25 protein-coding genes and 1 tRNA gene are annotated in these 24,361 nt (G+C 64.4%); 8 read left to right on the top strand and 18 right to left on the bottom strand.

Features of this window, described 5'->3' with window-relative positions; genetic code table 11:
• Positions 1 to 87: 87 nt before the first annotated feature.
• The 11 genes from ACZ89F_RS32020 to ACZ89F_RS32070 all read right to left on the bottom strand — a co-directional run bounded on the left by ACZ89F_RS32020 (position 88) and on the right by ACZ89F_RS32070 (position 11,672).
• Positions 88 to 1,233 carry a DUF1501 domain-containing protein gene (locus tag ACZ89F_RS32020; RefSeq protein WP_476097444.1) on the bottom strand — a complete coding sequence of 382 codons (1,146 nt, stop codon included), beginning with the start codon at positions 1,231 to 1,233 and terminating at the stop codon, positions 88 to 90.
• A 44-nt stretch (positions 1,234 to 1,277) separates the two neighbouring features.
• Positions 1,278 to 2,639 carry a DUF1800 domain-containing protein gene (locus ACZ89F_RS32025; RefSeq protein ID WP_476096154.1) on the bottom strand — a complete coding sequence of 454 codons (1,362 nt, stop codon included), beginning with the start codon at positions 2,637 to 2,639 and terminating at the stop codon, positions 1,278 to 1,280.
• Positions 2,640 to 2,959: 320 nt separating this feature from the next.
• Positions 2,960 to 3,044 (bottom strand) — tRNA-Leu (locus ACZ89F_RS32030).
• An 85-nt stretch (positions 3,045 to 3,129) separates the two neighbouring features.
• Positions 3,130 to 3,750, bottom strand: coding sequence for a 2,3-bisphosphoglycerate-dependent phosphoglycerate mutase (locus ACZ89F_RS32035; RefSeq protein WP_476096155.1), 621 nt, complete (start codon positions 3,748 to 3,750; stop codon positions 3,130 to 3,132).
• Positions 3,751 to 3,783: 33 nt separating this feature from the next.
• Positions 3,784 to 4,626, bottom strand: a complete 843-nt coding sequence (dapB, locus tag ACZ89F_RS32040; protein ID WP_476096156.1) for a 4-hydroxy-tetrahydrodipicolinate reductase — start codon at positions 4,624 to 4,626, stop codon at positions 3,784 to 3,786.
• Positions 4,623 to 6,494 (bottom strand): ABC transporter ATP-binding protein, encoded by a 1,872-nt coding sequence (locus ACZ89F_RS32045; RefSeq protein WP_476096157.1) that lies wholly within the window; start codon positions 6,492 to 6,494, stop codon positions 4,623 to 4,625. The genes dapB and ACZ89F_RS32045 overlap by 4 nt, the downstream gene beginning before the upstream one ends.
• 78 nt (positions 6,495 to 6,572) lie before the next feature.
• Entirely contained in the window at positions 6,573 to 7,619 is a 1,047-nt protein-coding gene (locus ACZ89F_RS32050; protein ID WP_476096158.1) for a glucokinase, read from the bottom strand.
• Positions 7,620 to 7,803: 184 nt separating this feature from the next.
• Positions 7,804 to 8,892: a penicillin-insensitive murein endopeptidase gene (gene mepA, locus ACZ89F_RS32055; RefSeq protein ID WP_476096159.1), complete on the bottom strand. Its 1,089-nt coding sequence runs from the start codon at positions 8,890 to 8,892 to the stop codon at positions 7,804 to 7,806.
• 56 nt (positions 8,893 to 8,948) lie between these two features.
• A complete protein-coding gene (locus tag ACZ89F_RS32060; protein ID WP_476096160.1) occupies positions 8,949 to 9,848 on the bottom strand; it encodes an SDR family oxidoreductase in 900 nt (299 codons plus the stop codon).
• Positions 9,845 to 10,999, bottom strand: a complete 1,155-nt coding sequence (gene queG, locus ACZ89F_RS32065) for a tRNA epoxyqueuosine(34) reductase QueG (RefSeq protein WP_476096161.1) — start codon at positions 10,997 to 10,999, stop codon at positions 9,845 to 9,847. Before queG ends, ACZ89F_RS32060 begins: the two co-directional genes overlap by 4 nt.
• On the bottom strand, positions 10,980 to 11,672 hold the full coding sequence (locus ACZ89F_RS32070) for a glutathione S-transferase family protein (RefSeq protein ID WP_111545347.1): 693 nt from the start codon (positions 11,670 to 11,672) through the stop codon (positions 10,980 to 10,982). Before ACZ89F_RS32070 ends, queG begins: the two co-directional genes overlap by 20 nt.
• A gap of 160 nt (positions 11,673 to 11,832) precedes the next feature.
• Here ACZ89F_RS32070 and ACZ89F_RS32075 point away from each other — a divergent pair, with 160 nt between their 5' ends.
• Complete coding sequence (locus ACZ89F_RS32075) at positions 11,833 to 12,639, top strand: undecaprenyl-diphosphate phosphatase (protein ID WP_476096162.1); 807 nt, start codon at positions 11,833 to 11,835, stop codon at positions 12,637 to 12,639.
• Between the two features lie 226 nt (positions 12,640 to 12,865).
• Here the strand turns inward: ACZ89F_RS32075 and ACZ89F_RS32080 are convergent, their stop codons facing one another.
• Together ACZ89F_RS32080 and rsmI are read right to left on the bottom strand one after the other, a co-directional pair.
• On the bottom strand, positions 12,866 to 13,243 hold the full coding sequence (locus ACZ89F_RS32080; RefSeq protein WP_476096163.1) for a YraN family protein: 378 nt from the start codon (positions 13,241 to 13,243) through the stop codon (positions 12,866 to 12,868).
• Positions 13,236 to 14,147, bottom strand: a complete 912-nt coding sequence (gene rsmI, locus ACZ89F_RS32085) for a 16S rRNA (cytidine(1402)-2'-O)-methyltransferase (RefSeq protein WP_476096164.1) — start codon at positions 14,145 to 14,147, stop codon at positions 13,236 to 13,238. The genes ACZ89F_RS32080 and rsmI overlap by 8 nt, the downstream gene beginning before the upstream one ends.
• 147 nt (positions 14,148 to 14,294) lie before the next feature.
• On the opposite strand from rsmI, the gene ACZ89F_RS32090 reads away from it, so the two are divergent.
• Positions 14,295 to 14,474, top strand: coding sequence for a hypothetical protein (locus tag ACZ89F_RS32090; protein ID WP_476096165.1), 180 nt, complete (start codon positions 14,295 to 14,297; stop codon positions 14,472 to 14,474).
• 73 nt (positions 14,475 to 14,547) lie between these two features.
• Here the strand turns inward: ACZ89F_RS32090 and ACZ89F_RS32095 are convergent, their stop codons facing one another.
• The 5 genes from ACZ89F_RS32095 to rph all read right to left on the bottom strand — a co-directional run bounded on the left by ACZ89F_RS32095 (position 14,548) and on the right by rph (position 18,332).
• Positions 14,548 to 14,985: an EamA family transporter gene (locus tag ACZ89F_RS32095; protein ID WP_476096166.1), complete on the bottom strand. Its 438-nt coding sequence runs from the start codon at positions 14,983 to 14,985 to the stop codon at positions 14,548 to 14,550.
• Positions 14,986 to 15,387: 402 nt separating this feature from the next.
• Complete coding sequence (hemW, locus tag ACZ89F_RS32100) at positions 15,388 to 16,551, bottom strand: radical SAM family heme chaperone HemW (protein ID WP_476096167.1); 1,164 nt, start codon at positions 16,549 to 16,551, stop codon at positions 15,388 to 15,390.
• Positions 16,548 to 17,195 (bottom strand): RdgB/HAM1 family non-canonical purine NTP pyrophosphatase, encoded by a 648-nt coding sequence (rdgB, locus tag ACZ89F_RS32105; RefSeq protein ID WP_476096168.1) that lies wholly within the window; start codon positions 17,193 to 17,195, stop codon positions 16,548 to 16,550. Before rdgB ends, hemW begins: the two co-directional genes overlap by 4 nt.
• Complete coding sequence (locus ACZ89F_RS32110) at positions 17,195 to 17,605, bottom strand: VOC family protein (RefSeq protein WP_476096169.1); 411 nt, start codon at positions 17,603 to 17,605, stop codon at positions 17,195 to 17,197. The genes rdgB and ACZ89F_RS32110 overlap by 1 nt, the downstream gene beginning before the upstream one ends.
• Positions 17,606 to 17,615: 10 nt before the next feature.
• Positions 17,616 to 18,332: a ribonuclease PH gene (gene rph, locus ACZ89F_RS32115; RefSeq protein WP_476096170.1), complete on the bottom strand. Its 717-nt coding sequence runs from the start codon at positions 18,330 to 18,332 to the stop codon at positions 17,616 to 17,618.
• 198 nt (positions 18,333 to 18,530) lie between these two features.
• Here rph and hrcA point away from each other — a divergent pair, with 198 nt between their 5' ends.
• The 6 genes from hrcA to ACZ89F_RS32145 all read left to right on the top strand — a co-directional run bounded on the left by hrcA (position 18,531) and on the right by ACZ89F_RS32145 (position 24,344).
• Positions 18,531 to 19,613 (top strand): heat-inducible transcriptional repressor HrcA, encoded by a 1,083-nt coding sequence (gene hrcA / locus ACZ89F_RS32120; protein WP_476096171.1) that lies wholly within the window; start codon positions 18,531 to 18,533, stop codon positions 19,611 to 19,613.
• Positions 19,614 to 19,790: 177 nt separating this feature from the next.
• Positions 19,791 to 19,988 (top strand): hypothetical protein, encoded by a 198-nt coding sequence (locus ACZ89F_RS32125; protein WP_013528634.1) that lies wholly within the window; start codon positions 19,791 to 19,793, stop codon positions 19,986 to 19,988.
• Positions 19,989 to 20,085: 97 nt separating this feature from the next.
• Positions 20,086 to 21,438 (top strand): PQQ-dependent sugar dehydrogenase, encoded by a 1,353-nt coding sequence (locus ACZ89F_RS32130; protein WP_476096172.1) that lies wholly within the window; start codon positions 20,086 to 20,088, stop codon positions 21,436 to 21,438.
• 115 nt (positions 21,439 to 21,553) lie between these two features.
• Entirely contained in the window at positions 21,554 to 22,171 is a 618-nt protein-coding gene (locus ACZ89F_RS32135) for a LysE family translocator (protein ID WP_476096173.1), read from the top strand.
• A 180-nt stretch (positions 22,172 to 22,351) separates the two neighbouring features.
• Complete coding sequence (gene cysK / locus ACZ89F_RS32140; RefSeq protein WP_476096174.1) at positions 22,352 to 23,332, top strand: cysteine synthase A; 981 nt, start codon at positions 22,352 to 22,354, stop codon at positions 23,330 to 23,332.
• A gap of 385 nt (positions 23,333 to 23,717) precedes the next feature.
• Positions 23,718 to 24,344 carry a glutathione S-transferase family protein gene (locus tag ACZ89F_RS32145; protein WP_476096175.1) on the top strand — a complete coding sequence of 209 codons (627 nt, stop codon included), beginning with the start codon at positions 23,718 to 23,720 and terminating at the stop codon, positions 24,342 to 24,344.
• The last annotated feature ends 17 nt before the right edge of the window (positions 24,345 to 24,361 follow it).

A 24,361-nucleotide genomic window follows, 5' to 3' on the forward strand; every position in this document is an offset into this window, starting at 1 on the left:
TGTCGCGCGGTTGCGCCGAATCAAAAGGTCTCGTTTATGACAGCTATCAGCGCCGCGGATGTTCAACACGCCACGGCAATGAGCGCGCTACCCAATCAGCCCGTTCAAAGGCCTGACGGCGATGCTGGACGGGAATACACGCTGCGACAAGGCGAGCTCCGAGATGCCGAGATGGTCGCGCAAAAGGCCCTTCAGCACCGCCCGAAGATCGGTGGTCGGCATTAGGTCCCGGCCTTGATACAATTGGGGGGTTCCAAGTCCCGGCCAGTCCGCCACCACTCGTCCGCCCCTGACGGCACCACCCATCAGGAAGGCCGTCGTGGCGGTACCATGATCGGTCCCCTCATTGCCGTTGATCCGCGCCGTGCGCCCGAACTCGGTGATGACCACGATCACGGTATCGTGCCAGACGGACTTCAGGCCGCTGACCAAACCCTCCAAAGCGCCATCCAGGGCCGCCAGCAGCCTTGCCAGCTTCCCGTCTTTGGCGCCCTCTTTCGCGTGCGTGTCCCAGCCGTCAAAACTGAGTGCGGCAATGCGCGGGCCGGACTCGGCCGCAAGCAATTTCGCGGCGCCGTCCGCAGCCTCGCGAAAGGAAGGCCCTGCCATCTTGGTGTGCGGCACCGGATCGTCGCCATGACCTGACAGACTGTCTATCTCGCAGCCTTCGACGAAGGCACGCAAGAGCGCCGGATCGATTTCGCCATAGAGTCCCATGAGCCGATCTTGCGTGTCCGGGGAGGCTGACCGGAAATTTGGCGGCGTCCATGTCAATGTGGGTGCGGCACCGCGGAAAATCAGCGGAACAGTGGGGCTGACGGCCAGCCCCACCGGCCGGGCGACCTCGATCTCGTCTCCGACCGGAAGTTCCAACACCGCGCGATTGAGCCAGCCGGATGCGGTATCTCTCGGTCCAGGCATGCCGCTTTCCAGGACATCCTGGCCGTCGAAATGGGATCGATCCCTGTAAGGCGTGGCGGCGGCATGGACGATCAGGGTGTCGCCGGCCACGTAGTGCGCGTGCAATGTCCGCATCGCATCGTGCAAGCCGAAAAACCCGTCCAATGATAGGATACGGCCGATGCCGGCCACGCCAATCGCAAGCTCGCCCCGCAACCGCGCGTAATTCGGGTCCCCGATGGGTGGCACAACGGCCAGACCGTCCAACGCTCCGCGCAGGATCACGACCACCATCCGTGGATCGCGCGGCGCTGCGTGGGCCATACGTGGCATTCTCGACCAGGCGACGAAACTGCCCCTTGAGACACGCATAGGAGTCATCTTCGTTGGAACTCCGGGCTCATGAGCAACAAAGCCAGCGCCTGGGACCTGCTTCGGGCGTGGGCAATATGTTCCCGCGTGGTTGCGGAACAACTCGTGCCCAGCACCGCATCGATGAGGGCCAGCGGATCCAGGTCGACACGGACGCGCCCCGCCAGCTCTTCGGCGAAATCGAGGCGATCGGTCATCGCATTGCCGGCCAGCCAGCTATCGGCATGATCAGGAAAACCATTGGGGGCGTTCGGATTCCACAATGGCTGCCCAAGGGCACTCAGAACGCGTGCGACCTGCGCGACATCAATGCGGAGATCCAGTGTCCTGAGAGCCGACCACAGGAATTCGCTGGGGCTCTTGATCTTCACCGCCGGACCCCACGCCTTGTCGTGGAGAAGCAGCATTCGTACGCACGCTTTGAGATCCCCGGCACTCTCCAGGAAGATTGCTGCGATTCCTTCGGCAATGTCGGGCGCGGGATGATCGCTGATGAAGTGCCGGACGAGCTTCCAGGCGATTCGCCTTGCCGTTGCTTCATGGACCGCCAGAGTGGACAGAACCGCCTCGCCCTGATCCACGCCGGTTTGCGGATAGTCGACATCCATGACCATCTGGCTGCCAGGCTCGTGCGCATCCGCGGTGAAGCAAAAGCAGCCGTAGTCATCGGCATGCTCATCGTCCTCGCTAGCGCCACGGTAACTCCAGCCGGTCAACACTTTCGACAGCGCGGTGACATCTGCCTGCGAATAGCCCGCCTCGACCCCGACCGTGTGCAATTCCAGCAGCTCGCGCGCGTGGTTTTCATTGCACCCGCGCCTGGACCGGCGCCCGATCACCGAATTCGGTCCGACCGAATTTGCGCTGTTGAAATAGGAAAGCATTGCCGGATGCCGGGTTACGGCGACAAGCATGTCTTCGAACCGCCCGAGTACGAAAGGCCGGATGGCTTCCCGCTCGAATGCCGCAGCGGTGCGCCGGACAGTGCCATTGGCACTGGTCTCGACCACGAAATGGTTCATCCAGAACGTCACGAGCCGCTCGACGAGCCCTGTCCTGACGATCAAGGCGCGGTCTATCCTGGCCCGCACTTCCGCATCGAACACCCGCCGATCAATCGGCACGAAGAAGGTAAGGCGGCGGATCGCCGCCGCGAGATAGCCGCGCGGAAGCTGATCCTGGCGATGTCGTTCCGTGATGATCTCGGCTGCGGACAGGAGATCTCCGCCAGTAAGGAGGGCAATGTCCGGCTCATCCAGCTCATTTAGAAGAACACTGCGTGGATCTTCACCCAATAGAGACAAATCGCGGGATCGCGGCCCGAGGCCGAAACGATGATAACCAACCGATGCGGATGCGAAAACCACTCTTTCCCACCCCATCCATGGATGCAATATTCGTTTGCCGTGCAACATACATTGCGAATCAGCAAAAGAAATCGGCCGGTGGAGGTATGCAACTGTGCAATAGAGGTATCTCGGCCAGTATCTTTGATACTAGGCCGGTTTGTTCTTCAGCCTGCCTCCATCAAAGCGCATGTTTTAGCTGGATCTTCGCTCACGCGGCTGGCAAGCAGGATAAGAACCCACGGCCTCGAACGTCACTGACCGTTGGTAACAAAAAAGCCCGGACGAACCGGGCTTTTTCTTAGAGTTTCTGAACCATCGAATGGTTCGAAACAGTAATTTGGTGCCCAGAAGAGGACTCGAACCTCCACTCCTTGCGGAACACGGACCTGAACCGTGCGCGTCTACCAATTCCGCCATCTGGGCTGGTGCGGGCTCATGTAAGCGGGCAAGCGATGTGTGTCAACGCGCTTTTTTCAAAGCCGTTTGCCGCTTACCGGCTCAAGGACCGTCAGTCGTCCAGCACTTCCTTGGAAGCCACGGTCGAATCGGCGTTCAGCTCGTAGATGACCGGCACGCCGGTGCCGAGTTCCAGCTTGACGATCTCCTCGCCCGACTTGCCGTCCAGCGCCATGATCAGCGCGCGCAGCGAGTTGCCGTGGGCGGCGACCAGCACGGTGCCGCCGCGCAGCACGTGCGGCTGCAGATCGTGCAGGTAATAGGGCCAGACGCGGGCGCCGGTGTCCTTCAGGCTTTCGCCGGCGGGCGGCGGCACGTCATAGGAGCGGCGCCAGACATGCACCTGCTCCTCGCCCCACTTCTTGCGGGCATCGTCCTTGTTGAGGCCGGAGAGGTCGCCATAGTCGCGCTCGTTCAGCGCCTGATCGCGGATGGTCTTCAGATCGCTCTGGCCGACCGCATCGAGAATGTGCTGGCAGGTCTTCTGCGCCCGGACCAGCGCCGAGGTGAAGGCGATGTCGAACTTCAGGCCACGTGCCTTGAGTTTTTGCCCGGCGGCCTTAGCCTCGGCGTGGCCCTGCTCGGTCAAGTCGACGTCACGCCAGCCGGTGAACAGGTTCTTCAAATTCCATTCGCTCTGGCCGTGGCGCACGAGCACGAGGGTTCTCGACATATTTGCTCCATTCAAAGTTGGCAGTTTGGCCGCTCAGCTGAGGCCGAGCACGTCCCGCATCGAATACAGTCCTGGCTTCTTGCCGCGCGCCCACAAGGCGGCCTTGACGGCGCCGCGAGCGAAGATGGCGCGGTCCTCGGCGTGGTGCGACAGCGTAATGCGCTCGCCGGTCCCGGCCAGCAGCACGCTGTGATCGCCGACCACCGAGCCACCGCGCAGCGTGGCAAAGCCGATCGAGCCCGTCTTGCGCACGCCGGTGTGACCGTCGCGGACCCGCACATCATTGCCGGCCAGCGCGATACCGCGCCCGGCGGCGGCGGCCTCGCCGAGCAGCAAAGCGGTGCCGGACGGCGCGTCGACCTTGTGCCTGTGGTGCATCTCGAGGATCTCGATGTCGAAATCGTCGGCATCGAGTGCGCGCGCCGCCTGTTCGACCAGCACCGCCAAAAGATTGACGCCGAGGCTCATATTGCCCGACTTGACGATCGTCGCGTGGCGCGCCGCCGCCGCGATCCTGGCATTGTCGTCGGCCGTGCAGCCGGTCGTGCCGATGATGTGGACGATGCGCGCCTGCGCCGCGTAGCCGGCGAATTCGACTGATGAGGCAGGCGTGGTGAAATCGAGCACGCCGTCTGCCTTGGCGAAGACCGGCAACGGATCGTCACCGATCGCCACATCGATGCGGCCGACGCCGGCGAGCTCGCCTGCGTCCTTGCCCAGATAGGGCGACCCCACCCGCTCGACCGCGCCGATGACACGCGCGCCGGGGATGGTGTGGATCGCCCGGATCAGCGTCTGGCCCATGCGGCCGGCCGCGCCCACCACCACCAGGCCCATATCCCTTGCTGGCTTGTTGGTTGCGGGCGTCTCGCTCATGTCGTGCTCCCGGCGATGCTCTGCGTCTCGGTGTTGCGAATTGGGCCTTGGGCCGAAGTCTGGATCGGCGCGCTGTCGTCGACAAGCCCCAGGCCCTTGATGCCCTGGATGCGGTGGAAGCGGGCATAGACGCTGTGCGGATCGGCCATCAGCGAGGCATGCGTGCCCTCTTCGACCAGCCGGCCCTGTTCCATGACGATGATGTGGTCGGCGTTGACCACCGTCGACAGCCGGTGCGCGATGACGATGGTGGTGCGGCCTTCCATGACCTGGGTCAGCGCCTGCTGGACGCGGGCCTCGGCCTCGTTGTCGAGCGCCGATGTCGCTTCGTCGAGCAACAGGATCGGTGCCTGGCGCACGATGGCGCGCGCGATCGATACGCGCTGGCGCTGGCCGCCCGAAAGCGTCACACCGTTCTCGCCGACCGGCGTGTCATAGCCCTGCGGCTGCTGGCGGATGAAATCGTCGGCCGCGGCCTGCCTTGCAGCCTGTTCGATCTCGGCATCGGTGGCGCCCAGCCGGCCGTAGCGGATGTTGTCACGGATGGTGCCTTCGAACAGATAGGGCTGCTGCGAGACATAGGCGATGGAGCCGCGCAGCGATTGTTTGGTGACCTTGGAAATGTCCTGGCCGTCGATCTCGATCGTGCCCGCCTCGACGTCGTAGAAGCGCTGCAGCAGCGCCACCAGCGTCGTCTTGCCGGCGCCCGAAGCGCCGACGATCGCCGTCACCTTGCCGGCGGCCGCGACGAAGCTCAGATCGTGCAGAACCGGCGCCTCCTCGACATAGTGGAAGGAGACATTGTTGAAGCGCACTTCGCCGGAGGTGAATTTCGCCTCGGCGGCACCAGCAGCGTCGCTCTGCTGCGGCTCGATGTCGAGAAGCTCGTAGATCATGCGCGCATTGACCAGCGCGCGCTCCATGCCGACCTGCATGCGCGCCAGCCGGCGGGCCGGATCATAGGCGAGCGTCAGTGCTGTGATGAAGGAAAACACCGCGCCCGGCGGCTGGCCGAGAACGGTGGCCCGGTAGCCGGAATAGGCGATGACGCTGGCAAAGGCGATGCCGGCCAGCAGTTCGGAAACCGGCGTCAGCCGTTCCGAGACGCGGGCGATCTTGTTCGACCGCTGTTCCGCATCCTCGGCGAGCTTGCTGATGCGGCGCGACAGCTCATCCTCCATGGTGAAGGCCTTGACGATGGCGATGCCTTGCGTCGCCTCCTGCATGGCGCCGATCAGCCGCGAGTTGATCTGCACCGATTCGCGCGTGATGCGCCGCACCCGGCGCATCAGGTAGGTGACGGTCCAGATCAGCGGCGGTCCGATGAGCAGTGAGCTCAGCGAAAGGACCGGATCCTGGTAGATCATGACGCCCACCAGGCCGACCAGCGAAACGGCGTCGCGCGCCGTCGAGGTCACCGTCATCGACAGAAGGTCGCGAATGCCATTGACGTTCTCGTTGACCTGCGCCGCCAGCCGCCCGGACCTTGTGTCATTGAAGAAGGAGACGCCGAGCTTCATCAGATGGTTGAAGATGCGCTGCTGGTAGCGCGCCACCAGATTGTTGCCGATCCTGGCCATCGTCACCGCCTGGCCGTAGCCGGCAAGGCCGCGCAGGATGAAAGCGCCCAGCAGTGCGGCGCAGATCCATGGGATCAGGTCGCCGCGCCGTTCATAGAAGATCTGGTTGACGACCGGACTCATGATCCAGGCGGCAAGCGCCGTCGTCGCCGACACGGTCAGCAGGCAGAGGATCGTGAAAATATACGCGCCCCGATACTCGCGGCCGTTTTCCTGGAGAATGCGGCGGATGACCGCCACGATCTCGCCCGCACGGGGTTTCGACGGATTGGGGGGCTGAAATGTCAAATCGGAGCGCTTCGTAGGTTTCCGCTTCCCGCGGCCGGGCAATTCGGCACCCCTCTTAGCGCCAAGGAGCCGGCTTGCCTATGCCTTGGCGTGACTAACTTCGTCGCGCCAGCGGCGGCCGGAAGTCTGGACGCCGAACAGCGAGGGGTTACGGGCATAGGCGGCAAGGCCCAGAAGGGCCGCCAGCGGGTGGGTGATGACATAGACCGGCATGGTGCGCATCAGCGCGCTGTGCGGCGCCTTGTCCTCGAAGGCGGCGCGGAAATTGCCGGCTTTCAGCGCCGGCACGATCTTTTGCGCGATGCCGCCGGTGAGGAAGACGCCGCCACGGCTCATGAACACCAAAGCGAGGTCGCCGGCGGTGCGCCCGAGGCAGGTGACGAAGGTCTCCAGCGCTTCTTCCGCAACGAGATCGGTTTTCGCAAGCGCGGCGGCAGTGACTTCCGCCGGCGTGGTGAAGGGCGACGGCTTGCCGTCCGCCTTGGCCACCGCCCGGTAGACATTGACCAGACCGCGTCCGCACAGGATCTGCTCGCCCGAAATGCGGCCTTCGAGCTTCTCGATATGCGGGAAAACCTCGAAATCGCGCGGTGTGCGCGGGCCGATGTCCATATGGCCGCCCTCGCCGGGCACTGGTATCCAGTGGCGAAGCGCATAGACCAGCCCGGCGACGCCGAGCCCGGTTCCCGGACCCAGTACGACGCGCCCGGCATTGGGCTCCGGCGTGCCGCCGCCGATCTTTTCCATGTGCTCCTCGCCGAGCGCGACGACGGCGAGCGCCTGCGCCTCGAAATCGTTGAGCACGACGATGTCGCTCAAGCCAAGGCTGGCGAACATTTTTCTCGGCTTGACGATCCAAGGGCAGTTGGTGAGCTCGATCTCGTCGCCGTCGACCGGGCCGGCCACCGCCAGCACCGCCGAATTGGGGCGCACCGATGAGCGGTCGAGCACGGCCGCCTGGATCGCCTCGTCGATGGTGTTGTAATTGGCGGTCTGGACGATGGTCGGCTCGCCGGCCTCGGAATTGGCGTCGAGCACGATCGAAAAGCGCGCATTGGTGCCGCCGATGTCGCCGATCAGGATCGGAAACCGCAACAAAGTATCGTCGTCACCTGTGCCTGGCATGCTCTCGTCCGTCTCCGGCGCCCCGACGGCATCGACCGTTCTCCCGTTGACTAGCGCATGAGTTTGAAAAGGGAAACGGTTTTCGACCCCGGCGGCGTGCAGACACAGCTTCTGCGGCCAAATGGCCACTATTCACAAAAACGGCACGCTAAACCGATTGAGTCGCCGATGGGCGCCGCGACTGTCAGTTCCCCGGCGGCCGTGGCCGCGGCAGCGGGACGCCGATTTCGGGGGTCGCGGTGAAGGCGTTCACCGCGCTTGGCAATCCAGTCGCGGCCGCCGTGGCGGGTAGCGACGGCGCTTCGGGTTCGGGCGCGGCAACCGCAACCGGCACGCCGCCGCCATGATAGGTCGCGGCCTCGGCGGAGGCCGGCCCCGGCGCGTCGAGCACGGCGCGGCATTCGCTGGGCAGGTTCGCCATCGTCATCACGTCGCGCGCTTTGGGCGCATCCGGGTTCTTGTTGGGCCGCCACGGCTCCTCGGTAAACCACCAGGCCAGCGGCTTGCCGCAGCCATCATCGTCCGGCGTTGCTTCCTGCGCCTTGCAGCCGGGCGAACCCGGCTGACAGCCGATGCGCATGTGGAAATGATAGTCGTGGCCCCAGAACGGCCTGACCTTGCGCAGCCAGGTGCGGTCGCCCTTGACGGTGTCGCAGAGCTTTTTCTTGATGCCCGGATTGACCAGGATGCGCTCGACTTGGCTGTAGCTCGCCGCCCGCTTCAGAAGCCGGGTATGCGCCGGCGTCCACAGCGCGTCCTTCACCAGATGGGTCTTCTCGTCGACCATCAAGGTGGCGCTCTTGGTCTCACGCTGCGCCATCGACAGCGGGCGGCTGGGCATAGGCGTCAGCCAGATGTCGGCGTCGAGCCCGATCTGGTGCGAAGCATGGCCCGTCATCATCGGTCCGCCGCGCGGCTGCGAAATGTCGCCGATCAGCAAGCCTGGCCAACCATCGACTGCTGCATCGCGCGACAATTTCTCGATCACCGCGATCATCGCCGGATGGCCCCAGCGGCGGTTGCGCGATGGCCGCATCACCTCCCAGGTCGGACCATCCATGGGAATGGCAACGCCGCCGGCAAAACAGCCCTTCGAATAAAAGCCGATCGACTGCGCGGCGGTCGCGGCCGGCAGTTTCTTGGCGCCGAACAGGTCCTTTGCCCGTTCCTCGGCCGCAGCCGGTTGTACAGCTAGACCGGCAAGGACGAACAGGCCGAGAGCTGCCGCCAGCCGGAATTTTTTGCCGAGAAGTGGCCGTATCGCTGTTTTCATGAAACCGGATCCCCACCAGGCCGAATCATAGCACGCAAAGCACGACGCTTCGATCTTCAGCGCTTCATCGGGCTGCGCGCTGCACCGTCGCGCCAGTCGCCGCTTGCCCACATATGGTCGAAGGCGGCGCGGTAATCCGGAAAGCGCAGGGAATAGCCCGCCGCCTTGATCGCCGCATTGCCGACACGCTTGTTCTCGCCATAGAAGGACCGCGCCATGGGCGAAAGTTGGGCGGCGTCGAAGGGAATTTCGGGCGGCGGTTCGATACCCATCAATGAAGCGGCATAGGCGACGACATCCTGCGGCGGCGCCGGCAGATCATCGGTGACGTTGAAGATTCCGCCTGTATTGCTGTCGATGAGCTGCCACAGCGCGCCGGCAATATCGTCGCAATGGATCCGGTTGAACACCTGGTCCGGCTTGACCAGCCGCCTTGCGGTGCCGTTTTCCAGATTGACCAAGGCGTTGCGGCCCGGCCCGTAAATGCCGGAAAGCCGCAGGATCGCCACTGGCCGGCCGATATCCGTGCCCAATTGCAGCCAGTCCTGCTCGGCCGCCACGCGCATCGCCGAGCGCTTCGACACCGGGCGGCATTGCGCCGTTTCATCGACCCATGCGCCGTCATAATTGCCGTAGACGCCGACGGTGGAGAGATAGCCGATCCATTCCAGCACCGGCATTTGAGCGATGGCCGCTCGCGCGGCCTTCAAAACGGGATCGCCGGCCTCTTCCGGGGCAACCGAAATCAGCAGATGCGTCGTCTTTTTCAGCGCATCGCCGATTTCCTCGGTCAGCGCGCCATCGAACAGCAGTGGAGCGATGCTGGCCTGCCGCAGCGTCGCGAATTTGTCCGCGGAGCGCGTCGTGCCAAGGATGTGGACGGCACCTTTGCCGGCGCGGGCAAAAGCCTTGCCGGAATAGCCGGCGCCGAAGATGAGGATCTGTTTTTCGCTCATGCATGCGCCCTGGTTGACCGCGCCAGACGCCATTCGTCGCGCACGGCTTCATCGCTCTCGGTTTTCAGGCCGACAGCGGCCCGTTCGGAATATTCGGCATCCGGCACAAGCCGCGCCAGCGCCCATATTGCCGCGCCCCGCACCAGCGGCGAGGCGTCGTCCAGCAAGGCACGCACGGCGCCGGCAAGCGAGGCATCGCCGGAATTGCCGGCGGCGATCAGCACGTTGCGGACAAACCGGTCGCGGCCGATGCGTTTTATCGGCGAACCCGAGAAGAAGCTTCGGAAGGCCGCGTCGTCCAGTTGCAGCAGGTCGGCGAGCGGCGGCTCGCGCAATTCGTCGCGCGCGGCAAGCTTGGCCTCGGACGCGGCTCGCGCGAACTTGTTCCAGGGGCAGGCGGCGAGGCAGTCGTCGCAGCCATAGATGCGGTTGCCGATCTTTTCGCGGAATTCATGCGGAATCGGCCCCTTGTTCTCTATGGTGAGGTAGGAGATGCAGCGCCGCGCATCGAGCCGGTAGGGTGCCGGGAAGGCATCGGTCGGGCACGCGTCGAGGCAGGCGCGGCAGGAGCCGCAATGGTCGATCTCGGCGCGATCGGGCGCAAGCTCGGCCGTGGTGAAGATGGTGCCGAGGAACAGCCAGGAGCCGTGTTCACGGCTGACCAGGTTGGTGTGCTTGCCTTGCCAGCCAAGCCCGGCGGCCTCCGCCAGCGGCTTTTCCATGACCGGCGCGGTGTCGACGAACACCTTCACGTCGCCACCGGCGCGCGCCACGAGCTTGCCGGCGATCTCTTTCAGCCGGCCCTTCATCACCTCGTGATAGTCGCGGTTTTGCGCATAGACCGAGATGGCGCCACGGTCGCGCTTGGCCAACACGCCGCGCGGATCATGGTCGGGGCCGTAGTTCATCGCCAGCACGATGATCGAGCGCACCTGCGGCCATAGTGCCGTCGGTTCGGCACGGCGTTGCAGCGTCTCGGCGATCCAGCCCATCGAGCCGTGGAAGCCGTCGGCGACGAATTCGGCCAGCCGCGCCGGCGCCAGCGGGATTGCATCGGGGGTGGTGACGGCGACGGCATCGAAGCCGGCGCGATGCGCCTCCGCGTCGATCAACGCGCGCAGTTTTGCGGCGTCAGAAGTCGAGGTCCGCATAATGCGACACCGGCGAGAGGCCGCGCACGCGGTCGGTCAAAAGCGGCCGGAAGGAGGGCCGCGACTTGACCCGCGTGTACCATTCGCGCGCCGCGGCGTGTTCGCGCCAATCGATCTCGCCGAGATAATCGAGCACCGACAGCGTCGCCGCGGCCGCGAGATCGGCATAGGTGACCCTCGAGCCGGCCAGCCAATGGCGGGTGCCGGCCAGCCAATTGGTGTATTTCATATGCTGGCGGATGTTGGCGCGCGCCGCGCGGATAGCGCCTGAATCAGGCGAGCCGCCGCCCGCCGTTTCCGGCATGACCGGCTTCAGCACGCGCTCGCGCACCAGATGGCGGGTGACTTCGCTTTCGGCCTTGTTGAGGTACCAGTCGATCAGCCGGCGGATTTCTGCGCGCTGCATCGGATCCTCGGCGAACAGCCGCTTGTCGCGCTTCAGGACGCCGCGCGTTTCATCGAGATATTCGGCGATGACGGTCGCCCCGACGATCGGCACATCGCCTTCGGCCAGCAGGATCGGCAGCGTACCGGCCGGGTTCAGCGCCAGGAACTCCTTGCGCCGGGTCCACGGCTTTTCCTCGATCAAGGCCAGCTCCTCGCCATACTCGCCGAAAGCGAGGCGGACGAAGCGACAGGTGGCGAACATGGGATGGTGGAAAAGCGTCAGCATGGTTCCGCGATGATAAAGCGCACTGGCGAATCGCAGGGCGCACCGGTAAGTCTTGGCCGCCCGGTTAGCGGGCCGTCAGGGTGTTGCGACCTATAGGGGGACTTGCACGCCATGACAAGCAAGCCGTTCTGTCAGCCGTCACGCCAATGCCGAGGTAGCCATGGAAAGCCAGACCATCGTCGAAGCCCTGCTGCTCGGCCTGCTGGAGGGGCTGACCGAGTTCATCCCGGTGTCGTCGACCGGCCATATCCTGCTCGCCGGCCATTTCCTCGGCTTCCACTCGACCGGCAAGGCCTTCGAGATCCTGATCCAGCTCGGTGCGATCCTGGCGATCCTCAGCGTCTATTTCCGCCGGCTGTGGCAAATGCTGCTCGACCTGCCGCATGACCGGCTGACCCGGCATTTCGCCATCGGCATCCTGATCGCTTTCCTGCCGGCGGCGATCATCGGCGCGCTGGCGCACGATTTCATCAAGACGGTGCTGTTCGAATCGCCAAGGCTGATCTGCATCATGCTGATCATCGGCGGCGTCGTGCTGCTGGCGGTGGACCGCATGAACCTGAAGCCGGTCTACCGCGACGTCGAGCGGTTTCCGACCCGGCTTTACCTGCAGATCGGGCTTTTCCAGTGCCTGTCGCTCATTCCCGGCACGTCGCGTTCGGGTTCGACGATCGTCGGCGCGCTGCTTTTGGGCGTCGACAAGCGGGCGGCGGCGGAATTTTCTTTCTTCCTTGCGATCCCGACCATGGTCGGCGCCTTCGCCTTCGACCTGTTCAAGAACCGCAATGTTCTGAGCAGCGCCGACCTGCCGATCATCGCCGTCGGCTTCGTCGCCGCCTTCGTCACAGCGCTCATCGTCGTGCGCTTCCTGCTCGATTACGTCTCGCGCAACGGCTACTCGCTGTTCGGCTGGTGGCGGCTGGTGGTGGGTGGTGTCGGACTGGTTGGCTTGATGATCTGGGGGTGAGGAGTGGTCCGCGACCTCCGCGACTTCGTCATCCACGGGCGGAGCAAGGAGCGCAGCGACGCAGCGCAGACCCGAGGATCCATGCCGTGACGTCGACCGAAGAGCGCGGCGGTCGAGAATGGATTGCCGAGTTCTGCACCGCAGCAACGCCTATAGGTCGCGGCATGGATCCTCGGGTCTTCGCGACTGCTTCGCCCTAGGATGACGAAGAGAGGGCTCCTCCCCTCTAATTCCTTCCATAAAACGCGTTCTCGACATGCACCGGCCAGCGCCAGGGCAGCACCGCGACCATGTCGAAGCGCATCGACAGTTTGCCGTAATCCGACTGGCGCGACAGCCAGATGTCGGCGGCGGCCTCGATGCGGCGTTCCGATTCGTGGCCGATGGCCTGCATGGCTTCCATCAGCGTGCGGCGCGCCTTGACCTCGACGAACAGCACAAGGTCGCCGCGCCGCGCGATCAGGTCGATCTCGCCGAAGCGCGTGCGATGGCGACGCGCCAGAATCCGGTAGCCCTTCAGCATCAACGCTGCCGCCGCCAGCCATTCGCCGCGATGGCCGCGCCGGTAGGCTTTCTGGCGGCTGGCGCTCGGGCGCTCAGCCACCGCCCTCTCCGGAAGCATCCCTGAGTTCGAGCAGCCGCCGATAGAGCGCCTGTTTCTGGCCGCCGGTCATCTTCGCGGCTTCCGCCGCCGCCTTGGAGGCCGGCATCTCGGCGGCAAGCGACAGCAGCAGGCGGTCGATGTCTTCAGGCTCGTCGGCCTTGGCCTCGGCCGGACCGATGCAGACGACGATCTCGCCCTTCGGCGTATCGGCCGCTGCATAGTGGTCGGCCAGCGCCTGCAGCGTGCCGGTGCGCATCTCTTCGAAGGTTTTGGTCAGTTCCCTGCCGATCGCCGCTTTTCGCTCGCCGCCCAGCGCTTCGACCATGGCGACAAGCGAGTCGGCCAGCCGGCGCGGCGATTCGAAGAAGATCAATGTCGCCGGCACGGCCTTCAGTGCCTCCAGCCGCGTCAGCCGCTGTCCGACCTTCACCGGCAAAAATCCGGCGAACATGAAGGCATCGGAGGGCAGGCCGGATGCCGTCAGCGCGGCGAGCGGCGCCGACGGGCCGGGGATGGGTACGACGCGAATGCCGTGGTCGAGCGCCTCGCCGACCAGCCGGTAGCCGGGATCGGAGACCAGCGGCGTGCCGGCATCGGAGATCAGCGCCACGCTCTGTCCGGCCTGGAGCGCCGCGATCAGCTTCGGCCCGGCCTCGCCGGCATTGTGCTCGTGATAGGCCGTGGTGCGGCGACGGATGCCGTAGCGGTCGAGCAGCACGCGCGACACCCGCGTGTCCTCGCAAGCGACGATGTCGGCGGCGGCCAGCGTCTCCAGCGCGCGCAGCGTGATGTCGGCCAGATTGCCGATCGGCGTCGCCACCAGATAGAGCGCCGGCTCGAGCGGCCGGGCCGCGATCTCGGTCTGACCGACCACATAGCTGCGCTTGCCCGTCTCGCCGGTCACTGATGCCTTCTCCATTCAGAACCTGTTTGGCACGGCTGACGTCGGCTTGCAAAAGCTGACGTTACGTCTCCCCCGCCATTCCTTTGCCACAGTAGGGAACGAAACCGGCTACGGCAGATTTACCCCCTGATTCCCGAGGAGGACAGGATGGATAGCCTGAAGATACAGGACGCTTTCGAGCCCTATTATGCCGACCGCAACCGCGTTGCCGTACGCAGGGACAAGCGCTTGCCTGCCAAGACCGACGCCAGCCTGACCAAGCAGGCCGCCTTGCCTACGAATGTCAGGCTTTCCGACAACAAACCCGACAGCACGACGGAGCACTGACCGGACGATGCCCAATCGCTTCGATATCTTCATCACCCGTCTTGAAACAAAAAGCGCTGGCAATGCCGTGCCGCTACCCCCGATAGGCGACCAGCACCGCGCCCGCCGCGATAAGAGCGACGCCAAGCCAGTTCGCGCCGGTGAGCCGCTCGCCGAGAAAGACCGCGCCAAACACCGCCACAAGCACGACGCTTAGCTTGTCGATCGGCGCCACCTGCGCCGCATTGCCGATCTTCAGGGCGCGAAAATAGCAGAGCCATGAGGCGCCGGTGGCCAGGCCGGACAGGCCGAGGAAAGCCCAGGTCTTTCCCGTGATCGTAGCCGGCGACTGGAACTGGCCGCTGGCAAGCAGGATCGCACCAAGCACGATCAGGATGATGACCGTGCGGATGAATGTGGCGAAATCGGAATTGATGTTCTCGATGCCGACCTTGGCGAAAATCGCCGTCAACGCCGCGAATGCAGCCGACAGCAGTGCCCAGAATTGCCAGGAGGAGACGGTCAGGTTCATGCGGGTAGCCTTCGTGGATGGCGTCTCAACCGAGATACCGTGAAACGCGTGCCTTCAGAAGTGCAATCCTCAAGTTTGGAGATCGGGCGCGGCATTCCCACCTTCGTCATCCACGGGCGGAGCAGGAGCGAAGTGACGTCGCGAAGACCCGAGGATCCATTCCGTGACTTCTGAATTTCGCTGCGGTGCAGAATTTGGAAGGCTTGGGTAGAGAAGGTGCGCCGGCAACGAAATCAATTGTTTGAACGGGACAAGTGGCAGAGCAGGCATGCACATTCTGGACCGTGACTCCCCTCGGCAGCCGTCGCGGCATGGATCCTCGGGTCTGCGCTCCGCTTCGCGTCGCTCCGCCCGTGGATGACGAAAGCAGGGAGGCGTCTTGGAGCAGCAAGGTCCGCTTTGCTACCGCGCCAGATCGGCCACCACGGCGTCGAGCACGATCATGCCGGCGGGCGTGGCGCGCAGCCGGGTATTGCCGATCGGCGCTACCAGACCCTCGCCCTGCAGCATCGACAGCCGTGCGCTCGACAGACCGCGCCCGGAGAACGCTTCGTAACGGGAGAGGTCGATGCCTTCGGCCAGCCGCAGGCCCATCAGCAGGAACTCGTCAGCCTCTTCCGAGCGCGTCAGGATTTCGCCGCCGGTGACGCCATGACCCTTGGCCTCGACCAGGTTGGCCCAGGTTTCCGGCATCCGCTCGGCGATCGTCACCGTGCGACGGCCATTCTCGACGAAGCGGCCATGCGCGCCGGGGCCGACGCCGACATATTCGCCATATCGCCAGTAGGTCAGATTGTGCCGGCTCTCGGCGCCCGGCCTTGCGTGGTTGGAAATCTCATAGGCCGGCAGACCATGCGCCGATGTGATCTCTTGCGTCAGCGCATAGAGGTCGGCGGCGTGGTCATTGTCGGGAATGATGAATTTCTTCGCCGCATGCAGCGCATGGAAGGGCGTGCCTTCCTCGATGGTCAGCTGATAGAGCGACAGATGGTCGGCCGCATGGCCGATCGCCTGTTCCAGCTCCGATGCCCAAGCCTCCGGCGTCTGGCCTGGCCGGGCGTAGATGAGATCAAAGGAGAGCCTTGGGAATATTTCCCGCGCCAGCCCGATGGCGTGCAGTGCCTCTTCAACGTTGTGCAGCCGGCCGAGGAAGCGCAAATCCTTGTCGTTCAGCGCCTGCACGCCGAGCGACACGCGATTGACGCCGGCTGCCCGGTAGCCGCGAAAGCGTTCGGCCTCGACCGAGGACGGATTGGCCTCCAGCGTCACCTCTATGCCGTCAGGCACCATCCAGTTCTTCGCCACCGCGTCCAGAACCCTGGCCACCGTTTCCGGCTTCATCAGCGACGGCGTGCCGCCGCCGAGAAAAATGCTGGTCACCTCGCGCGGTCCGGTGCGCTCGCGCATCGTTGCAAGCTCCGCCTCGAAGGCGCTGGCGAAACGATCCTGGTCGACCGGCTGGTGGCGGACATGGCTGTTGAAGTCGCAATAGGGGCACTTGGCCGCGCAGAACGGCCAATGGACATAGACGCCGAAGCCAGGCGTCCGGTCGAGCAGCATGCTCATGTCGAGCCCAATCTCGCCTTGGCGAATTTCTGGAAGGCACGGGCGCGGTGCGACAGCGCCGTCGGCTGGCCGGGCTTCCAGCCATGCTTTTCCTCGGCGCTCATCTCGCCGAAGGTTTTTTCGAAGCCATCGGGCAAAAACACCGGATCATAGCCGAAGCCGAGCTCGCCGCGCGGCGGCCAGACCAGCGTGCCTTCGGCCTCGCCGCGATAATATTCCGCCTCGCCGTCAGGAAACGCCAGGCAGATGACGGCGACGAAGCGGCCCTTGCGCTGTTGTGGCAAGGCGGCGCCGACTTCCTGCAGCGCCACTTCGGTGCGCTGCATGGCCATGCCGAAGTCGCGCGTCCCCTCAGGGGTTTCGGCCCAGTTGGCGGTGTAGACGCCGGGCGCGCCATCAAGCGCGTCGACGCACAGGCCGGAATCGTCCGACAGCGCCGGCAGGCCGGTCGCCTTGCTGGCGGCGAGCGCCTTGATGTAGGCGTTCTCCTCGAAGGTGGTGCCGGTCTCATCCGGCTCCGGCAGGTCATACGCCTTGGCCGATTTCGCTTCGAAGCCGAACGGCCCCATCAGGTCGGCGAATTCACGCAGCTTGCCTTCATTGTGGCTGGCGACGACGATCTTCTTGCCATCAAGAGAATGCATCAAAGGCCCCAGATTCGTGGCTCGGCGAATTCGATCGAATTGCCCGAGGGGTCGCGTATATAGATCGAACGGCCGCCCTGCGGCCACTCGAATTCGCTTTCGATAGCGATCTTCTTCGCTTCGAGATGCGCTTTCCAGCCGGCGATTTCGTCGGCGCTGGCCGCAAAGCAGAGATGGCCCTCGCCGACAGCGCCGTGCGGCGGCACCGGCAGCCTGGCGTCGGGCGCCGGCGGTACTTTCGTCGCCTCGGCGTTGAAGACGAGCAGCACGCCCGGCCCGCAGCGGAAGAAGAGGTGCCGGCCGTCAACCTTGCCGAGCAGGTCGAGGCCGAGGATGCCGACATAGAATTCTTCCGCCGCCGCCAGATCGGTGACGTAGAGGGCCGATTCCAGGATGGCGGAGGGGATCACCAGAAAACCGTCAAGCCACAGCCATCTGCTGCAAGCTCACCAGCCTCTGGATGCCTTTCTTGGCCAGGCCCATCAATTCCGCGAACTGCTCTTCCGAAAAAGGCTCGCCCTCGGCGGTGCCCTGGATTTCGACGATGCCGCCCTTGCCGGTCATGACGAAGTTGGCGTCGGTGCCGGCCGCGGAATCCTCGACATAATCGAGATCGATGACCGGCTGGCCGTCATGGATGCCGCAGGAGATCGCCGCGACGTGGTCTTTCAGCACCTTGGCGACGCTGGCCATCTGGCGCGCTTCCATCCAGCGCAGGCAGTCATACAGCGCCACCCAGCCGCCGGTGATCGAGGCGGTGCGGGTGCCGCCATCGGCCTGGATGACGTCGCAGTCGACGGTGATCTGCTGCTCGCCCAGCGCCTGCAGGTCGACCACGGCGCGCAAGGAGCGACCGATCAGCCGCTGGATTTCCAGCGTGCGGCCGCCCTGCTTGCCGGCCGAAGCCTCGCGGCGCATGCGCTCGCCGGTCGAGCGCGGCAGCATGCCGTATTCCGCCGTCACCCAGCCTTTGCCGGAATTGCGCATCCAGCCCGGCACTTTTTCCTCAAGGCTGGCCGTGCACAGGACATGCGTGTCGCCGAACTTCACCAGGCATGAGCCTTCGGCATGCTTGGAGACGCCACGCTCGAAGGAGATGGCACGCATTTCGTCGAATTGACGTTTGGAGGGGCGCATTCTGGCTGCTTTCTTGTCATTTTTCGGAATCTTGGCCGGCTTGTAACCACATGGAGCGTGTGGCGCAAAGGAAAATGGCCGGGCGATCTAACACAGACACCGGGTGATCTCACAAAGACACCGGGTGATCTGGCACAGACACCGGGTTGCGCGGGCCGTAGTGAAGTCTATATCCTTGGGCCGGAGGTTTTTGGCCGTATGACCAAGGCAGTCGATCCGAGTTCGCAGTCGCCCGCGCTTCAGTCGCTCGACATGCGTTCCCGCGACATCTTCCGGCGCATCGTCGATTCCTACCTCAAGGATGGTGAACCGGTCGGTTCGCGCAGCCTGTCGCGCATCCTGCCGTCCTCGCTGTCGCCGGCGACCATCCGCAACGTGATGAGCGACCTCGAGCATCTCGGCCTGATCTACGCGCCGCACATCTCGGCCGGCCGGCTGCCGACGCAGGCCGGCCTGCGTTTCTTCGTCGATGCCTTCATGGAGCTAGGCGACCTTTCCGACGAGGAGCGCCGCGCCATCGAGGCACAGGTGCGGGCGTCGGGCTCCGGCGCGACGCTGGAACACATGCTCACCGAGGCCAGCCAGATGCTGTCGGGCATGTCGCGCGGCGCCGGCCTGGTGCTCGCCGCCAAGAACGAGGTAGCGTTGAAGCACATCGAATTCATCCAGCTTGAGCCGACCAAGGCGCTGGCGGTGCTGGTGTCGCAGAATGGCGACGTCGAAAACCGCGTCGTCGAACTGCCCGCCGGCATCACCGTCTCGCAACTGCACGAGGCCTCGAACTTCCTCAATGCCCATATTCGCGGCCGCACACTGGCCGAGGCGCGGATCGAGATCGCCCGCATCAAGGAAGAGACCAGGGCCGCGCTCGACACGCTGTCGCAGGACCTGGTCGAAAAGGGGCTGGCGGTGTGGGCCGGCGCCGACAGCGGCCTGCCGGCGCGGCTCATCGTGCGCGGCCGCGCCAATCTGCTCGAAAACGTCACCGCCCAGGCAGACATCGAACTGTTGCGCCATCTGTTCGAGGACATGGAGACGCAGGACGGGCTGATCCAGCTGCTCGACCTCGCCGAGGAAGGCTCGGGCGTGCGCATCTTCATCGGCTCGGAAAACAAGCTGTTCTCGCTGTCGGGCTCGTCGCTGGTGGTCGCCCCCTATCGCGACAAGGACGCCCGCGTCGTCGGCGCGCTCGGCGTCATCGGCCCCACACGGTTGAACTACGCGCGCATTGTGCCGATGGTGGATTACACCGCGCAGCTGATATCGCGCATGCTACGTTAGGTGCATTGATATTCAGGTGATGCCGGCCTGCAAATGGTGGCTTCTTGCGCTTCCGGTGCTCACGTACGAAAAGTACGCTCCGCTCCGGTTCTCGGAAACCACCCTTTTCGGCGCGGCCTGACATGAATCTCAACGCACCTGGTCCAAGTCCAACCTAGGCTGAGCAGGAGAAAAAGAATGGCGCTCGAAGAATTCAAGGCCCGGATCAGCCTGCTGCTGGAGGAGATGGTCAACCAGCCGGAAGACCAGCACGAAATCCAGGAACAGTTGCGCGAAAAGCTGCGGGAAATGCGCGCCATGGGCCTGCCGCTGCCGGCCGACCTCGTCGAGCTGGAAAAACGCCTCGACGACGATTTCTACGCCGCCGGAACCTGAACCCGGGAATCGGGGCCTTCCTTCAACTCATCGTGTGGCGCGGAACGATCGACGAAACCGCTCGTTCCTGTCTTCACGGCCAATATGGGAGGACAGGATGATCCGTTTCGCCGGTCTGGCTATTTCCGCCGCCCTGTTTGTCACCACAACGGCATTCGCCCAGCAGGCGGACGAGCCCGTGCTGAAGGGCGCGGCCGCCTTCGGTGACTGGCGCGCCGACAGGCCGGGGGTGCGCCGCGTGATCAGGCCGAACGATCTGCCGAAGCCCTATGTCACCAAATCCGCCTCGAACAGTGCCGGCTTGGCGGAACGGCCGGCGGATGCCAAGCCCAAGCTGCCGCAGGGCTTTTCGGCCGAATTGATCGCGTCGGGCATCGACAATCCGCGCGTCGTGCGCGTGGCGCCGAATGGCGACCTGTTCGTCGCCGACAGTGAGGCCAACCAGATTCGCGTCTACCGCCTCGCCGAGGACAGCGCGAAGCCGGCGCAGGACGGCATCTTTGCCGGCAACCTCAACCAGCCCTATGGCATCGCCTTCTATCCGCCGGGCAATGATCCGCAATGGGTCTATGTCGCCAACAGCGACAGCGTCGTGCGCTTTGCCTACCGCAAGGGTGACCTGAAGGCATCAGGCGATCCGGAAACCATCATCGACAACATCCCCGCCAGTCATCACTGGACGCGCGACATCGCTTTTTCGCCAGACGGCAAGACGCTTTATCTGTCGGTCGGCTCGGGATCGAATGTCGCCGAGGATATGAGCAAGGAACCGGAGGGCGGCCTCGACGCCTGGGCGAAGTCGAAGCCGCTCGGCGCCACATGGGGCCCTGAAGATGGCCGCGCCGACGTGCTGGCCTTCGACCCCGACGGCAAGAACGGACGCATCGTCGCCACCGGCCTGCGCAACTGCTCGGGCATGACCGTGCAACCGGCGACCGGCGCGCTATGGTGTGTCGTCAATGAGCGCGATGGGCTCGGCGACAACGTGCCGTCCGAATATGCAACAGTGGTCAAGGACGGCGCCTTCTATGGCTGGCCCTGGTACTATATCGGCAACAACGAGGATCCGCGCCACAAGGGCGAGCGCCCCGACCTTGCCGGCAAGATTGATATTCCCGATGTGCTGATGCAGGCGCATTCGGCGCCGCTCAACATCACCTTCTACGAGGGCAAGAGCTTTCCGGCCGAATACAACGGCGACGCCTTCGTCGCTCTGCATGGTTCATGGAATCGCGGCAACAGGACCGGCTACAAGGTGGTGAGATTGCTGTTCAAGGATGGCAAGCCGACCGGCGAATATGAGGATTTCATGACCGGCTTCGTCGTCTCCAACGGCGAGGTCTGGGGCCGACCGGTCGGCGTGGCGGTGGCGAACGACGGCGCGCTTGTTATCACCGAGGACGGCAACGGCACCATCTGGCGCGTCACCCATGGCAGCGGTCGCTCCTGAGCGCAAATCCGCGCATCGGCGTGGTGCAATCGAATCCGGCGCCAGGGAATTCACGCCTGGCGGACTTTGTGCGATAGGGGACTGTCACAACAGCGCCGGGCGCAAGGCCGCAACCATGACCCTCACCGGATTTCTCGCCTACAGTGCCGCTCTCGGCATTGCCGCCGCCATTCCTGGTCCCGGCATCACCGCGCTTGTCGCGCGTGCGCTCGGCTCCGGCTTCCGCTCGTCGCTGGCGATGTCGTTTGGCCTGATGGTTGGCGACATCACTTATCTGACCGCGGTGGTGCTTGGCCTCGCCTTCGTCGCGCAGAGTTTCGGCATGGTCTTTCTCGCCATCAAATGGCTTGGCGTCGCCTATCTTGCCTTTCTCGGCTGGCGGTTCTGGAACAGCGGCATCACGCCCGAGACCGTCGAGGCGAGGAAGGGCAAAGGCGGGCTGCTGTCGAGCTTCGCCGCCGGCCTCACCGTCACGCTCGGCAATCCGAAGACGATGATCTTCTACCTCGCGATCACGCCGACCATCGTCGACCTGAAGACCATCACGCTGGCCGACTATGGCATTCTCGTCGCGCTGACTGTCGTCGTGCTGTTGGTGGTGCTGGTGCCGTATCTGGCGCTGGCCGCCAAGGCGCGCTGGTTCCTGAAATCACCAAGCGCGCTCAAGGCACTCAACCGCACCGCCGCCGGCTTCATGGTCGGTGCTGCCGCAGCGATTGCCGCCCGCCAATAGAGGGCCCTCGGCCAAAGCATTTCGCAAACAGGCCTTTGCGGGAAATGCTTTTCCGGGAGGAAGGCGTTTTCGACACAGGCCCCACTCGGATATTTTCGGCCGACAGCTTATGTTGCGCGGCTGAAAGCCCTATCTTGCCGGCTGCAATTCCACTTGCCTGAAATTCTGGGAGCGAAACCAATGAACAAGCCTGTCACATCAGCCCGCGTGCCCGGTCGCGGCCGCGTCTACGATTCCATCACCGACACGATCGGCGACACGCCCTTGGTGCGGCTCGACAAATTCGCCAAGGAAAAGGGCATCGTCGCCAATCTCATCGCCAAGCTCGAATTCTTCAATCCGATCGCTTCGGTCAAGGACCGTATCGGCGTGGCGATGATCGAGGCGCTGGAGGCGTCCGGCAGGATTTCTCCCGGCAAGACCACGCTGATCGAACCGACGTCCGGCAACACCGGCATCGCGCTTGCCTTCGCCGCCGCCGCCAAGGGCTACAAGCTGATCCTGACGATGCCGGAAACGATGTCGATCGAGCGCCGGAAAATGCTGGCGCTGCTCGGTGCCGAGCTGGTGCTGACCGAGGGGCCGAAAGGCATGAAGGGTGCCATCGCCAAGGCCGACGAACTGGCAGCGACGATCCCCAATGCGATCATCCCGCAGCAGTTCGAGAATCCGGCCAACCCGGAAATCCACCGCACGACGACGGCCGAGGAAATCTGGAACGATACGCATGGCGAGGTCGATATCTTCGTCGCCGGCATCGGCACCGGCGGCACCATCACCGGCGTCGGCCAGGTGCTGAAGAAGCGCAAGCCTTCGGTGCATGTCGTCGCCGTCGAGCCGGAATCCTCACCGGTGCTGTCAGGCGGCCAGCCCGGCCCGCACAAGATCCAGGGCATCGGCGCCGGCTTTGCGCCCAAGATCCTCGACACGACGATCTATGACGAGATCGTCAAGGTCTCGAACGAGGATTCGGTCGCCAATGCCCGTCTGGTCGCCCGCCTCGAAGGCGTGCCGGTCGGCATCTCGTCGGGCGCCGCCCTGCAGGCAGCCATCGTCGTCGGCTCGCGGCCGGAGAACAAGGGCAAGAACCTGGTGGTGATCATCCCGTCCTTCGCCGAGCGCTATCTGTCGACCATCCTGTTCGAAGGGTTGGGGTCGTAGTCCTCTCCCTTCGTCATCCACGGGCGAAGCAGGAGCGAAGCTCCGTCGCGGAGACCCGAGGATCCATTCCGTGACGGCTGTCGGGGAATGCGGCGGATCAGAATTCTGAACCGCAGCAACGCTGAGAGGTCGCGGCATGGATCCTGGGGTCTGCTCTCGTCGCTCCGCTCCTCGCTGCGCCCAGGATGACGAAGGGACAGGTGTCCTGGCCAATTTCACATGTCCGCGATGCCGCCTGGGTTTTGGTTGAGGCCTCTTCACTGGACGGTCGCAGTTCGCTGGCCCGCTGAAAAAATCCCGGTGGCGTCAGCCACCGGCTTGAGCGCGACACCGCTTCCGGTTCATATCCCCACCGGCCTGCTTTCCGTGGGCCGGGGAGGATTTCATGTACAAGCTCTACACCCGTCCGGGCAGCGGCGGCTTCGTCGTCGAGGCTGCGCTGGCGCTGGCGAACGCACCGTTCGAGCACATCGACGTGCCGAAGACCGACCGGCCCGATCCGGCCTTTCTCGGCATCAGCCCGTTGAACCAGGTACCGGTGCTGACCTTGCCGGACGGAAGCTCGATGACCGAATCGGCGGCGATCTGCATCCTGCTTGCCGAGCGTCACCCCAATGCCGGCCTGGCGCCGGCTGTCGACGCGCCTGCCCGTGCCGACTTCCTGCGCTGGATGACCTTCATGTCGTCGGTGCTCTATCCGGCGGTGCTGCGTTTCTACTACGCGTATCGATACACGGCCGATCCCGACGGCACCAAGGCGGTCAAGCAGGCAGCCGTCGCCGAGATGGACCGCGGCTTTGCTGTTCTTGATGCCGCTCTCGAAGGACGCGACTGGCTGGTCGGCGACCAGCTGTCCCTGGCCGACATCTATCTCGTCATGCTGGTGGCCTGGCATCCCGACATCGAGAGGGCGCGCGCGGCCTGGCCTGATATCGAGCGTCTGTGGTCGAAACTGCGCGAGCACCCGCTGATGAGGACGCTCAACACATCGCATGAGATGTGGCCAGGCTGAACGGACAGCCGGTGGCC

It is taken from the genome of Mesorhizobium sp. USDA 3734 (genome assembly GCF_056279665.1).